Origin of the sequence: Brachybacterium rhamnosum, from assembly GCF_039526185.1 — a bacterium.
Lineage (GTDB): Bacteria > Actinomycetota > Actinomycetes > Actinomycetales > Dermabacteraceae > Brachybacterium > Brachybacterium rhamnosum.
On the sequence record NZ_BAAAIS010000002.1, the window covers coordinates 1,690,897 to 1,703,275 of the forward strand.

Genomic DNA, 12,379 nt, shown 5'->3' on the forward strand with positions numbered 1-12,379 from the left:
CGGGTGCCGTCGGTCGTCCGACGTGACCGGCCTCATGCAGCACGCGGACGAGGCCCGTCGGCCCCGGTCATGCGCGGGGTCGACGGGCCTCGTGGAGGTGCGGCCCGGGGCCGCGCGGGATCAGTAGCCGATCGAGCGCAGGTACTCGCGGGACTCGCGAATGCAGTCGATCGGATCGCGGCCGTAGGTGTCGTCCTGCTCGATGAGGAAGTATTCCGCGCCGGCGGCCTCCGCGGCGGGCAGCAGCTCGGGCCAGTTCATGTTGCCCTGGCCCACCTCCGCGAACTGGGCGAGGCTGAGGAAGACGTCGTAGAAGTCCTTGCCCTCGAGCTCCTTCGCCTCGAACTTCGCGTAGACCTCCGCGGGCAGCGGGGCGATGCGGAAGTCCTTCACGTGGATGAGCTTGCAGGCGCCGGTGTACGCCTTGAGCATGTCCAGCGGCGCCATGCCGCCGCGCTGCACCCAGTGGAGGTCCACCTCGAACAGCAGCGACGGCGCGACACGGCGCACGATGTCGAAGATGCGCTCGCCGTCGAACCGGATGAGGTCCACGTGGTGGTTGTGGTAGCAGAGCGTCACACCCTGCTCCGCGAGCCGGGCCGCGTACGGCTCGACCTCCGCTGCCCACGCCTCGCAGGCCTCCTTCGAGACCATCGCGGAGAACGGCATCATGCCGATCCGCAGGTAGCGCGACCCCGTCCGGCGGCAGGCGTCGACGGCGCGGTCGAACTCGGTCTCGAGCGCGAAGCCGTTGCCGCCGGGCGCGATCGAGGCGCTCATGGCGGCGGTCTCCACGCCGAGCTCCTCCTTGCCGCGCACGAGGTCGTCGATGAGCTCGTCGGTCATCGTGACCTGCGAGACCTCGACGGCCGTGATGTCGAGGTCGTGCACCTGGCGCAGCACCTCGAACATCCCCTTCTCGTTGATCCGGTCCTTGAGCATCATCAGCTGCAGTCCGAGCACAGGCATGGTTCTCTCCTTCGAGCGGTGTGGGGGAGCGGTGGCGGGGCGGCGGTCAGGACCGCGTGGGGAACTGGCCCTCGGCCTCGATGCGGGCGTTGAGCTCGGCGAGGTACTCCTCCGCCGGGTAGTCCACGAGGTCGATCTCGCGGCCGGTCCACGCGCTCAGCTGCATGCCGGAGGCGAGGCGCACGCCGTTGATCCCCTCGGCGCCGTCCGCGATGAGCGGGGTCCCGTCGAGCACGTGCGCGGCGAAGTTCTCGAGGACGGCGACGTGCTGGTGCCCCCACTGGGACTCGTAGTCCTTCTCCTCGGTGGTGAAGAGCTCCGAGGTGTCGATCATGCCGCGGAACAGGCGGCCCACGTCCTCCGCGGACATGCCGTCGGAGAGCGAGCGCTCGTCCTTCGTGAGCCGCGTGATGGTGACCTTCTTCGAGCCCTCCACGACGATCTTCCCGGCGTCGAACAGCATCTCGAGGCGATCGGTGCCGATGATGTCGTTCGTCGAGGTCATGAAGTGGCCGGTCGCGCCGTCGCCGAAGTCGACGACCGCATTGACCTCGTCCTCGGTGGCGATGTCACGCTGGAAGCCGAAGGCGAGCTTCGCGAAGACCTTCTTCGGGGTGCCCGCGAGCCACTGCCACAGGTCCAGCTGGTGGGGCGCCTGGTTGACGAGCACGCCGCCGCCCTCGCCGCCCCAGGTCGCGCGCCACGCCGACTGGTCGTAGTACGCCTGAGGACGCCACCAGGTGGTGATGATCCACGAGGTGTGGCGCAGCTTCCCGAGCTCGCCGGAGTCGATGAGCGCCTTGAGGTCCGTGTATACGGGGTTCGTGCGCTGGTTGAACATGATCGCGAAGGTGGTCTCCGGATGCGCCGCCGCGAAGGCGTTCATCTCCTCGACCTGCTTCGTGTACACGCCCGCAGGCTTCTCGGTGAGGGCGTGGATGCCCTTGCCGATCGCGGCGATCGTGATCTCCGCATGGAGGAAGTGCGGCACCGTCGTGACGATCGCGTCGACGTCGCCGGAGTCGAGCATCGCCTCGTAGTCCTCGTACACCGGCACGCCCGGGTGCTTCTCGGCGGCGAGCTCGCGCTTGGCGGGATCGATGTCGGCGACCGCGCCGAGGCTCATGCCCGCGACCTTGCCCTCCTGGAGGAGGCCGGCGTACATGCCTCCCTGCGCGCCGAGCCCGATGATGCCGAGCCGGACCGTCCTGTCCTGGGTCTCCGTCATGGTGTCTCCTTCTCGTGCTTCATCGTCGATGGGCGCTGGTGGCCCAGGGGTCGGTGGTCCCGCCGGGACCGGAGCTGCTCGCCGTCCGCGCGGCGGGCGGTCGGGCACGGGGTGGCCGACGGCCGCGCCGGTGCGGTCCGGGAGGGCGCGCGGTGCCGGTTCGTTCCGGCACGTGCGCTCGCTGCTGAGGGGTCGGTGCTGATGGGTCGATCCTTCCTGCCCGGCGGGGAGGACGGGGCTTGTTGCCGGAGTTTGCAGTCGGCGTGTCGCCGCCGCCACCCGGCGGTGCGGGCCACGTCGTCGCCGGTCCGCGGCCGTGCACGGAGATGCTCCCCGACGGATGCTCCCGGGGCGCAGGGGACGCTGCGGTCGCCCCGCGGACCGCCGATCCGCTCACGCCGACCGGAGGGCAGCGGGTGCGCAAGGAGGATTCGCCGGACGCTCCGATCGGTATTCGCGGAGTGCGGCCCGCGGATAATGATGGGGTGCTCATGGAACGTCTCCGGGTATGCCGCGTGCATATCCGGAAATGTGTGGTCCGTTTATCTCTGGGTCGTCGATCGGATATTCCGGTTCGGCGGATCCGGAAGTTCCGAGTGCTCCTGTCGGGGGCGATCCGTCGGGTCGCCCGAGGGTGAGCCAGGGGCTGGGGGGGTGTGGGGCAAGGGTGTTCCGGAGGTGACCGCCGGAGGTCCTTGAGGCGTCGGCGAGTGTGGCGCCTGGTGGTCGGGCATCGGCCGCTCGCCGCTTGCGGGGAGGGGCCGGCGGCGCGGGGGTCGGTGGGTCGACGGTGGGGCGGCGGTCGGTGGCGCGTCGGTGGGGCGGCGGTGCTGCCGTCGTCCGACATGTCGCCCTCCCCGCCGCGCATCGCCGACGGTCGTTCCTCCCCACTCCATGGTTATCCACAATTTTCGTCGATCTGCCCGTGGGTCTGGTCTCGGGCGGTGCGGCGGCATAAAATGGTGGCACGGGATCGATGGTTCCCCGGATGTACTCATGTGTGTCGTCGCGGAACGGTCCTCTTCTGTCATTCGGGGGATTTTGCGGATATCGGAGCGGGGGGAGGTGGGTCGATGACGGCGACGGAGCTCGGGCGTGCCACGCAGCCGGTCAACGCGGAGGCCTGCCCCCAGCCGGAAGGCTCGGTGCCCGTTCCTGCCCGCCGTCCTGGCGCGGCTCTGCCGCGCGAGCTGCGCCGGCCGGTGCGGGGACGCAGCGAGGTCACCACCGAGAACATCGCGCGTCGTGCCCTCGTCGCCGAGGACTCCTCCGATGCCCTCGTGCTGCGGCGGATCCTCGAGCGTCGCCGCACCGCGCACGCCGCCCTGTACGTCGCCGAGCTCCGTGACCTCGCGGCGCTCGCTGACCCGGAATCGCTGGGCGACCCGGACCCGGGACCCTCGCACGAGACGAACGCGATCGCCGCGGGGATGGTCCTGCGCACGAGGCTCGGCCGTGCCGGACTGCGCCTCCGTGATGCCGGCATCGCGATCCGCGACCTCCCCCTCTGCCTCGACCGGGTCGAGTCGGGTGACCTGCCGTCGGAGTGGTTCGACCAGCTCATCCGCTCCGTCCGCGACCTCCTCCCCGAGCAGCGGCACCAGGTGGACGAGAAGGTCTCCGCCTGGCAGCTGGAGGCCCTGCCGCCGGAGCGCTTCCGCACCTTGTTGCGGCACCTGGTCCTGTGGTGCGGGCCCGAGGCCGCGGCCGCGACCCCCGCCGCATCGCGCCACGTCAGCACGGATCTCACCGCCTCGGCGGACGGCACCGCCTGCATGACCGTCACCGGTCCGATCCCCGAGATCCTCGACCTCACGAAGCGCCTGGACCGGGCGGCGCACTCGGTGCAGGACGCCCAGCGGCAGGCGCTCGTGCGGATCGCCGAGGGTGGCCAGGACCAGCACATCCCCTGGGACCTCCACGGCGAGGCCGCGGCGACCGGGCGGCCGATGAGCCTCGGCGCGATCCGCTACGTGCTCATGACCCGCTCGGAGATCGGGACCGACGGCGTCCCCGTACCCAGGATGCCGCTGCGCATGAACCTCGTGGTGCCCGTCCTCTCCCTGCTGGGGCTGTCCGACGCCCCCGCCACCCTCGAGGGCGTCCACCCCGTCCCGATCGCCATGGCGCGGGATCTGTGCGCCGACGCGGCCGTCTGGCACCGTGTGCTCACCGACCCCGTCACCGGGGAGTTCCTCCCCGTGGCCGCGCAGCAGTACCGGCCGACGGCCGCGATGGTCGAGCACGTGAAGCTCATCGACCCGACCTGCGCCCTCCCGGGCTGCACCCGGCGCCTCGCCGACGTCGGCGAGGTCGACCACATCGAGGAGTTCGACCACCTCCACCCCCGAGACGGTGGGCCGACGACCCCCGCCAACCTGCACGGGCTGTGCCGTGAGCACCACCGCGCGAAGACCCGCGGCGACCTCGACCCGGATGTCACGGCGGGCGGGCGCTCCACCCGTTGGAGCGTGCACGGGACCCACTGGATGGACGTCGCGCGCAACCGCGACCTCGTCACCCAGACCCTCGCCCGGGACCTCGCGCGGGCATGGAGGGTGTTCCAGGAGCGGCTCCACGAGGCCGAGGTCTTCGCCCAGATGCGGAGAGAGGGGGTGATCCCCGTGACCCCCGCGGATCACGCCGCTGAGCGCCGGCGGCAGCGGTGGGGCGACCATCTCGTCGCCCACTACACGCACTGGGAGGGGCCGCCCGGGACGGACCCGCCGCCACCGCCGCCGCTGCCCGAGGACGAGCCGCCGCCGTTCTGAGCCGTTCCCGGCCGAACCCTGCCGCGCTGACCCCTCAGCCGGCGGCAGGCTCCGCGACGGGCAGCTCGAGCGTCATGAACACGCTGTGCGGGTCCTCGACATAGCTGCCGAACGGTCCGCACACCGTGAAGCCCCGCCGTGCATAGAGCCGCCGCGCCGGATCGAACAGCGGCGCGCTGCCGGTCTCGAGCGACACCCGGCCCAGCTGCCGCGAGCGCGCGTCGTCGAGCGCCACCTCGAGCAGCAGCGCGCCGATCCCGCGGCCGCGCAGCGCCGGGGAGGTGCGCAGCGACTTCAGCTCCGCATGCCCCGGGCCGAGGTCCGCGAGCGCGATCGTCCCGGCGACCTGCCCGGCCACCCGGGCCTCCCACATCCGCACCGCGGGGGAGCGGAGCCCCTCGAGGTCCAGCGCGTGACGGGACTCCCGCGGGGCGGTGGGCTCCAGCTCCGCGAGATGCGCTGCCAGGAAGGCGACCAGGTCAGGGTCCTCGAGATCCGCCGCGCGGACCGTCACATCGGTGCTCACGGGGAGACGGTAGCCGCCGGTCGCCCACCGCCGGTCCTCCGCGGGCCGGTGCGATCGGATCGTGACCGGCTCACATCGAGCGGAGCTCGGGCCCGCCATCGGTGCAGCCGACGACGGGCCCGAGCGCTGTGCCGTGCGGCTCAGTCGACCTGGATCTCGCCCATCGGCCCCCATCCCTCGGCCTGGACCTGCTCCGAGATGATCTGCGGGGTCGCCGTGAGGTACTGCGGGAACTCCTCCTGCATCGCCTTGAAGTGCGCGGACTCCACGTGCGGGCCGGCGCCCTCGTCGGTGAACGCCTCGATGAGCACATAGGTGCTCGGGTCCTCGACGGAGCGGGACCACTCGAACCACTTGTTGCCCTCCTCGGCGCGGGTGGCCTCGGTGAAGGGGCGGGAGATCTCCGGCCAGCGATCGGCGAACTCGGGCTTCACGGGGAACTTGACGTTGATGAGGATCATCGGGGGGCCTTTCTCCTGCGGTCTCGGTGCATGCCCATCCTCCCACCTCCGCCTCCGTGGTCCCGACGGGCGGCCCCCGGGCCCGGGACCCCGAACACCGACGAAGGTCCCGTGCCGCGCCGCGGCGCGAGGGCTAGATTCGGTGCCATGAGTGGAACCTCCAAGCTGACCGTGGTCGGAGCCGGCGCCGTCGGATCGAGCGTCGCCTATGCCGCGATGATCCGGGGCAGTGCCCGGCACATCGCCCTCTACGACATCGCCCCGGAGAAGACGGAGGCGGAGGTTCTCGACCTCGCCCACGGCTCCTTCTTCGCCGGGAGCGGGGAGATCACCGGCGGCAGCGACGTGTCCGTCGCCGCGGGCTCCGACGTCGTCGTCATCACCGCGGGGGCGAAGCAGAAGCCCGGGCAGACCCGCATCGAGCTCGCCGCGACGAACGCGCGGATCATGGACGCGCTCATGCCGCAGCTGCTCGAGGTCGCGCCGGACGCGATCTATGTCGTCGTCACGAACCCCTGCGACGTGCTCACCATGCTCGCTGCGGAGTCGAGCGGGCTGCCGCCGGAGCGGATCTTCGCCTCCGGCACCACCCTGGACTCCTCGCGGCTGCGCTGGGAGATCGCGCGCCGCGCGGGGGTCGCGACCTCGAGCGTCCACGCGCAGATCGTCGGCGAGCACGGCGACACGGAGCTCGCCCTGTGGTCGAGCGCGACGATCGGCACGGTCCCGATCCTCGACTGGACGCAGGACGGCGCGCCCCTGTTCACCCGCGAGGACCTCGACGCCATCGCGGCCGATGTGCGTGACGCCGCCTACACCGTCATCCGCGGGAAGGGCGCCACGAACTACGCGATCGGCCTGTCCAGCGCGAGGATCGTCGAGGCGATCCTCCGCGACGAGCACGCGGTGCTCCCCGTCGCCCCCGTCCTGCACGGGGTCCACGGCCTGGACGGGGTGGCCCTCTCCGTGCCGTGCGTGGTCGACGCCGCGGGTGCGCACCCGCTGCCGGGCACGCCCTTCGCTCCCGAGGAGCTCGACCGGCTCCACGAGTCCGCGGAGTCCCTGCGTCGCGTCGCCGCCGAGCTGCGCGGCTGAGCCCGACGAGTCCCGGCCGAGCCCGCGGAGGAGCTCAGCCCGCGGCGCGGGCGACGTCGGCGGCGAGCACCGCCGGCCAGCCGGCGACCTCCGCGCGCGTCGAGGCGATCTGCAGGGACGACTGCGGCAGGAGCTCGTGCAGACGCTCCGCCGTCGAGACCGGGTGCCCCGGATCGTCGGTCCAGGCGAGGATCGTCACCGGCACGTCGATCCGGGCGATCGCCTCGGGGGAGGGGAGATCGCTCAGCGCCGCCCCGCGGTACACCGAGGGCAGCAGCTCCTCCCGCACCTGCGGCAGGGTGTCCGGCGTGCCGATCTGGGCGGGCGGTCGGTGCACGTCGCGGCTCGCCGCGAGGAACCGCTCCATACCGTGCTGCTCGACGAAGTCCGCGAGACGCTCGTAGTTCTCCGCCTGCGCGACCCGGGTCCCCCAGGCGGTGGAGGGGATGAGCAGGGTGAGCGAGCTGAAGCGGCCCGGATCCCGCACGGCGGCGTGCAGCAGCGTCGCGCTCCCCATCGACGGCCCCGCCCCGTGCACCGCCTCCACGGGGAAGCGGTCCTCGAGCAGCGCGAGCAGATCCTCCGCGAGCCGCGGCCAGGTGTAGTCCTCCGGGACCGTCCTCCCTGTCGACTCCCCGTGGCCGCGCGCGTCGTAGCGCAGCAGCCGCGTGCCGGAGAGCCCGCGCCCCAGGTCCAGGTCGATCATGCGGTCCCGCGCCCGCGACGAGGTGAGCCCGTGGAGCTGGACCACGGGATGCCCGTGCTCGTCGCTGAAGGAGGTGGCGAGCTCCGCTCCCGGGACACGGAACGATGACAACGTGACCTCCGATGGCGAGGGGGAACAGGTGGCGCTTACCGTACCGTCATGCGGCTCACCCACGTCGATCAGCTCCGGCTCCCCTTCGGTGCCCTGCGCAGCTACCAGGTCACGGCGACCCCGGAGCCCGCGGGCCCGGCCGCCGAGCTGCCCGTCTCCTTCGACCAGGCGCGCCACGTGGGCGCCGGCGACCGCCCCGGCTCCTGGATGGCCGTGTCGATCCGCCTGCGCGAGCCCGTCGTCCCGGAGGACCTCGCCGCCGCCTGGCTCGCCGTCGTCGCCCGCCACGGCACGCTGCGCACCGGCTTCGTGCAGGACGAGGACGGCGGCGTGCACCTGCGCCGGCTGCGGATCGGCCCGGGCCGCTGGGAGGACCACGAGATCACCCCCGGCCGGTCGATGAACGCCGCGCTGCAGGAGGTGCTCGACGCGAGCTGCCGCCCGCTCTCCGCGCCCTCGCACAGGCTCTGCACGATCGACACCGCCGTCGGCCCCACCCTCGTCATCGCCTCCGACCACGCCCATGTGGACATGTGGTCGATGCTCGTCCTCGCCCGCGACGTGCTCGCCGCCCTCGCGGACATCCGCGCCGGGAGGGAGCCCACCGAGGGCTGGGTCCCCGAGTTCGCCGAGCACACCGCCGTGCTCGAGCGGCGCACCGCGGTGCCCGAGGAGGTGCACCGCCGCTGGGCGGAGATCCTCTCCGCGGGGGAGGACGTCATGCCGCGCTTCCCACTGCCGCTCGGCGACCCGGCCTTGCAGCCCGAGCGGGTCGAGGTGCGCGACGTGCTCGACGTCGACGACACCGCCGCCCTCAGCGCGCAGGCGCGGGCCGACGGCGTCTCCACCCTCGCCCTCACCACGTCCCTCATGACGCAGGTGACGCGCGACCTCGCCGACGCCCCGCTGCGCGCCGTGTTCCCCGTGCACAGCCGCTACGACAAGACCTGGCACGACTCCGTGGGCTGGTTCATCACGAACTCCGTGCTCGAGAGCGCCGACGCGTCCCCGCAGGCAGCCGCCGCCGCGGTCAAGGAGGCCATCGCGCTCGGCTCGTGGCCGCTGCGCGAGGTGCTCGCCCCCTGGGGCGGCATGCCCGAGGCGCCCGGCATGTTCGCGCTGTCCTGGCTGGACCTGCGGCGCCTCCCCGTGCGGATCGACGACATCGGGCTCGAGGCGCAGTACGTGAGCTCCGGGATCCGCACCTCCGGCGTCATGCTCTGGTTCATCCTGGACGACGCCGGTGTGCACCTGCGCTGCCGCTACCCGGACACCTCGCAGGCCCGGGAGAGCGTGGGCACCTGGCTCGACGCGCTCGTCGCGCTGCTGCGCTCGACGGCGCGCGCCTCCGCCGGCACGCGGCTGCTCGCGGGCGGCCGCGAGTACCGCGTCTCCCGTGCCCGGCTGGCCGACGTCCCCGCGATCGTCGCCCTGCTCACGGACGACGAGCTGGGCCGCACCCGGGAGGGCGCCGACCTCGAGCGGTACGAGGCGGCGCACGAGGTGCTCTCCCGCGACGGCGCCCACTACCTCGCGGTCGTGCGCGACGCCGAGGAGCGGATCGTCGGCACCATGCAGCTGACGATCATCCCTGGCCTCTCCCGCGGCGGCACGACCCGCCTGCAGATCGAGGGGGTGCGCGTCGCCGGGTCCGAGCGCTCGCACGGGCTCGGCACGGCGATGCTCACCTGGGCGCACGACCACGGCCGCTCCCGCGGGGCCGCGCTCTCGCAGCTCACCACCGACGGCACGCGGACCGCGGCGCAGCAGTTCTACGCGCGGCTTGGCTACGAGGCGAGCCACGTGGGGCTCAAGCGCCCCCTGTGACATGCACGAGGCCGGGCCGTCCTGAAGGACGACCCGGCCTCGTGGTGCCGGAGCCGGCGGGACGTGCCCGCCGCTGCTCAGGATCCTGGGTTCAGGGGTGCTCAGTACAGGTTGAGGAAGGCCTGGAGGACCTTGACGGTGGAGCCGTCGACCTCGTCGGAGCCGGTGTGGCTCGCGCCGACCTCGTGCTCGAGACCCTTGACGGTGTCCTTGCCGATGACGCCGTCCTGGTCGGTCTTGACCCAGGCCTGGAGCGCCTTCGTGGTGGTCTCGTCGAGCTCGCCGGTCTGCTCGACGCCCAGCCAGTCCTGCAGCGCGGTGATGGTCTTGGGGCCCATCTTGCCGTCGACCTCGAGGGTGCCCGCGACCTGGAGGTCGGGGTTGCCCACGGCGCTCTTCGAGGAGCTGGTGGACTTCTTCGAGGAGGTCGACTCGGAGGTGGACTTCTTCGAGGAGGTGGACTTCTTCTCCGAGGAGGTGGACTTCTTCTCCGAGGAGGTGGACTTCTTCGCGGAGGTCGACTCCGAGGAGGTGGACTTCTTCCCGGTCTTCTTGGTGAAGCCGTTGTCCGTGCAGTTGTCCGCGATGCCGTCGCCGTCGCAGGACCAGTCGCCCTGCTTCTCGGTGGACTTCTTCTCGGAGGAGCTCGAGGTGGACGTGCGCTCGGTGGAGCGGTCCGACTTCGACTCCGAGGAGCGGGACTCGCTCGAGCTCGAGGAGCTCGAGTCGGAGGACTTCGAGGAATCGGAGTCCGAGGAGCTGGAGTCCGAGGACGGGGAGGACGAGGTGTCCGCGCCGCCGGTGAGGTACTTGCCGCAGTTGGGCCACGCGCCGGCGCCCTGGCCCGCGAGGACCTTCTCCGCGACGGCGATCTGCTGGCTCTTGGTGGCCTTGTCCGCGGTGGAGGCGTACTGGCCGCCGCCGTAGCCCTGCCAGGTCGACTTCGTGAACTGGAGGCCGCCGTAGAAGCCGTTGCCGGTGTTGGTGGACCAGTTGCCGCTGGACTCGCACTGCGCGACCTGATCCCAGCCGCCGGCCGCGTCGGCCTGCTGGGCGGGAGCGGCGGCGAAGGCGCCGGCGGCGACGACGGCGCCGCCGGCGAGGGTCAGCGCGGTGCGGCCCAGGAAGGACTTGCGCTCGGTGGTGCTGGTGGTCATGGGGTGCTCCTCAGGATGCTCGACGTAGGGGCCGCGACGCACGGAACCGATCAGCGGGAGCGCTGCGGGTGCGTCCGCGGCGAACGCAGGACTCAACCTACGAGCGCCCCCCGGGGAGCGCTCAAGCGTCGTGAACGAGGCTTGAAGGAGGCTTGACCAAGCACGTCTGCTCGGTCACAGAACGGTCACGGCGGAGAGTCAATCCCTGCGTTGTCGCGTCGAAACCGCAGGTCAGGGCGTCAAGTAAGGAGTGGGAGGTACGGTCTTCGGCGTGTCGGCAGAGGTGGTGAGTACGGTGTCCGCCATGGGAAGAGCGCCAGGTGACGAGGGTGGTTCGGCCGAGGCTGGGAGGGTGCTGGGCGACCCGTCGGGGCCAGGCGCCCCGGCATTCCGGGATGTGACGACGGGCACACGAGCGGGGCGGCTCGAGGTGATCGCCGGGCCGATGTTCGCCGGGAAGTCGGAGGAGCTGATCCGCCGGGTGCGCCGCGCGCACCTCGCCGGGCTCCGCGTCGAGGTCCTCACCCACGCCCTCGACACCCGCTACGCGGAGGGCATCACCGCGCACACCGGCGACCGGATCCCCGCCCGCGCCGTGGCCGACGCCCCCGCGCTGCGGGACCTGCTCCGGGCGGGCGCGCCGGATCTCCTCGCGATCGACGAGGCGCAGTTCTTCGGCCCCGACCTCATCGATCCCGTGCTCGAGGCGGCACGCGCCGGAAGCATCGTCGTGGTCGCCGGTCTCTCCGTCACCTTCGACGGCGACCCCTTCCCGCCGCTGCCCGCGCTCATGGCACTCGCCGAGGACGTCCGCAAGCTGACCGCCGTCTGCTCCGTGTGCGGGCGCGACGCCGCCTACCACCAGCGGATCCGCGCCGGGGACGAGGAAGGCCTCGAGATCGGCGCGGGAGCCGTGGGCGGCGCGGAGAGCTACCGGGCGCGGTGCCTGCTCCACCACGAGCGGCCCTGAGCGCCCCGCCTCAGGAGCGGGCGGCCTCCGCGGCGGCCTCGAGCCGTGCGGTGTCCAGGCGTCGCTGCGTGAACATCTCCGCGGTCACCGCCGTGGCGACCGGTCCGGACTCCTCGAGCTGGTCGTCGAGGCGCTGCGGGACGATCTGCCAGCTCACGCCCCAGCGGTCCCTGCACCAGCCGCACATGGACTCCTCGCCGCCGTGGCCGACGATCGTGTCCCACAGTCGGTCCACCTCCGCCTGCGAGTCCACGATCAGCTCGATCGAGGCGGACTCCGACTGCGGGAAGGCGGGCCCGCCGTTGAGCAGCGTGTACTGGGCGCCGCCCAGCTCGAGCACGACCGCGAGCGAGCCGCCGTCGGCCGGTGGGGTGCCGGGGGAGTCCGGCACCTCGGTGTAGGGCATGCGCGAGAGCACGCGCGAGAGAGGCAGCAGGGTGGTGTAGAAATCGGCGGCGGCGTCGACCCCGCCATCGAACCAGAGACATGTCCGCACCATGGTCATGACGGGGCTCTTTCCTGGCGCGCCGCTCGCGTCCAGGGCAGTACCGTTCCGCC

The 12,379-nt window shown here is 72.2% G+C and carries 11 protein-coding genes; 4 read left to right on the forward strand and 7 right to left on the reverse strand.

Features of this window, described 5'->3' with window-relative positions; genetic code table 11:
* Positions 1-120 precede the first annotated feature (120 nt).
* Together ABD080_RS09695 and ABD080_RS09700 are read right to left on the reverse strand one after the other, a co-directional pair.
* On the reverse strand, positions 121-969 hold the full coding sequence (locus ABD080_RS09695; protein WP_343904510.1) for a sugar phosphate isomerase/epimerase family protein: 849 nt from the start codon (positions 967-969) through the stop codon (positions 121-123).
* A gap of 46 nt (positions 970-1,015) precedes the next feature.
* Positions 1,016-2,197 (reverse strand): Gfo/Idh/MocA family protein, encoded by a 1,182-nt coding sequence (locus ABD080_RS09700; protein WP_137770229.1) that lies wholly within the window; start codon positions 2,195-2,197, stop codon positions 1,016-1,018.
* Positions 2,198-3,270: 1,073 nt separating this feature from the next.
* Here ABD080_RS09700 and ABD080_RS09705 point away from each other — a divergent pair.
* Complete coding sequence (locus ABD080_RS09705) at positions 3,271-4,968, forward strand: HNH endonuclease signature motif containing protein (RefSeq protein WP_343904511.1); 1,698 nt, start codon at positions 3,271-3,273, stop codon at positions 4,966-4,968.
* Between the two features lie 34 nt (positions 4,969-5,002).
* On the opposite strand, the gene ABD080_RS09710 is transcribed toward ABD080_RS09705, so the two are convergent.
* Positions 5,003-5,494 (reverse strand): GNAT family N-acetyltransferase, encoded by a 492-nt coding sequence (locus ABD080_RS09710; protein WP_343904513.1) that lies wholly within the window; start codon positions 5,492-5,494, stop codon positions 5,003-5,005.
* A 140-nt stretch (positions 5,495-5,634) separates the two neighbouring features.
* The gene (locus ABD080_RS09715; protein ID WP_343904515.1) at positions 5,635-5,955 is read right to left on the reverse strand and encodes a putative quinol monooxygenase; all 321 of its coding nucleotides are present in this window, start codon (positions 5,953-5,955) and stop codon (positions 5,635-5,637) included.
* A 147-nt stretch (positions 5,956-6,102) separates the two neighbouring features.
* On the opposite strand from ABD080_RS09715, the gene ABD080_RS09720 reads away from it, so the two are divergent.
* The gene (locus ABD080_RS09720) at positions 6,103-7,050 is read left to right on the forward strand and encodes an L-lactate dehydrogenase (protein ID WP_343904517.1); all 948 of its coding nucleotides are present in this window, start codon (positions 6,103-6,105) and stop codon (positions 7,048-7,050) included.
* 34 nt (positions 7,051-7,084) lie between these two features.
* Here ABD080_RS09720 and ABD080_RS09725 read toward each other — a convergent pair whose 3' ends face one another.
* Complete coding sequence (locus tag ABD080_RS09725) at positions 7,085-7,867, reverse strand: alpha/beta fold hydrolase (RefSeq protein ID WP_343904519.1); 783 nt, start codon at positions 7,865-7,867, stop codon at positions 7,085-7,087.
* A gap of 48 nt (positions 7,868-7,915) precedes the next feature.
* Here ABD080_RS09725 and ABD080_RS09730 point away from each other — a divergent pair, with 48 nt between their 5' ends.
* Entirely contained in the window at positions 7,916-9,694 is a 1,779-nt protein-coding gene (locus ABD080_RS09730; protein WP_343904521.1) for a GNAT family N-acetyltransferase, read from the forward strand.
* Positions 9,695-9,795: 101 nt separating this feature from the next.
* Here the strand turns inward: ABD080_RS09730 and ABD080_RS09735 are convergent, their stop codons facing one another.
* Entirely contained in the window at positions 9,796-10,851 is a 1,056-nt protein-coding gene (locus tag ABD080_RS09735) for a transglycosylase family protein (protein ID WP_343904523.1), read from the reverse strand.
* A 304-nt stretch (positions 10,852-11,155) separates the two neighbouring features.
* Between ABD080_RS09735 and ABD080_RS09740 the strand changes: the two genes are divergently transcribed.
* A complete protein-coding gene (locus ABD080_RS09740) occupies positions 11,156-11,821 on the forward strand; it encodes a thymidine kinase (protein WP_377827288.1) in 666 nt (221 codons plus the stop codon).
* A 10-nt stretch (positions 11,822-11,831) separates the two neighbouring features.
* Here ABD080_RS09740 and ABD080_RS09745 read toward each other — a convergent pair whose 3' ends face one another.
* Positions 11,832-12,326: a VOC family protein gene (locus ABD080_RS09745; protein ID WP_343904527.1), complete on the reverse strand. Its 495-nt coding sequence runs from the start codon at positions 12,324-12,326 to the stop codon at positions 11,832-11,834.
* Between the last annotated feature and the right edge of the window lie 53 nt (positions 12,327-12,379).

What these genes read in the sequence shown, in the direction of transcription:
- ABD080_RS09695 (WP_343904510.1), bottom strand. Translation starts at nt 969, where the DNA reads ATGCCTGTGCTCGGACTGCAGCTGATGATGCTCAAGGACCGGATCAAC.
- ABD080_RS09700 (WP_137770229.1), bottom strand. Translation starts at nt 2,197, where the DNA reads ATGACGGAGACCCAGGACAGGACGGTCCGGCTCGGCATCATCGGGCTC.
- ABD080_RS09705 (WP_343904511.1), top strand. Translation starts at nt 3,271, where the DNA reads ATGACGGCGACGGAGCTCGGGCGTGCCACGCAGCCGGTCAACGCGGAG.
- ABD080_RS09715 (WP_343904515.1), bottom strand. Translation starts at nt 5,955, where the DNA reads ATGATCCTCATCAACGTCAAGTTCCCCGTGAAGCCCGAGTTCGCCGAT.
- ABD080_RS09720 (WP_343904517.1), top strand. Translation starts at nt 6,103, where the DNA reads ATGAGTGGAACCTCCAAGCTGACCGTGGTCGGAGCCGGCGCCGTCGGA.
- ABD080_RS09730 (WP_343904521.1), top strand. Translation starts at nt 7,916, where the DNA reads ATGCGGCTCACCCACGTCGATCAGCTCCGGCTCCCCTTCGGTGCCCTG.
- ABD080_RS09735 (WP_343904523.1), bottom strand. Translation starts at nt 10,851, where the DNA reads ATGACCACCAGCACCACCGAGCGCAAGTCCTTCCTGGGCCGCACCGCG.
- ABD080_RS09740 (WP_377827288.1), top strand. Translation starts at nt 11,156, where the DNA reads ATGGGAAGAGCGCCAGGTGACGAGGGTGGTTCGGCCGAGGCTGGGAGG.
- ABD080_RS09745 (WP_343904527.1), bottom strand. Translation starts at nt 12,326, where the DNA reads ATGACCATGGTGCGGACATGTCTCTGGTTCGATGGCGGGGTCGACGCC.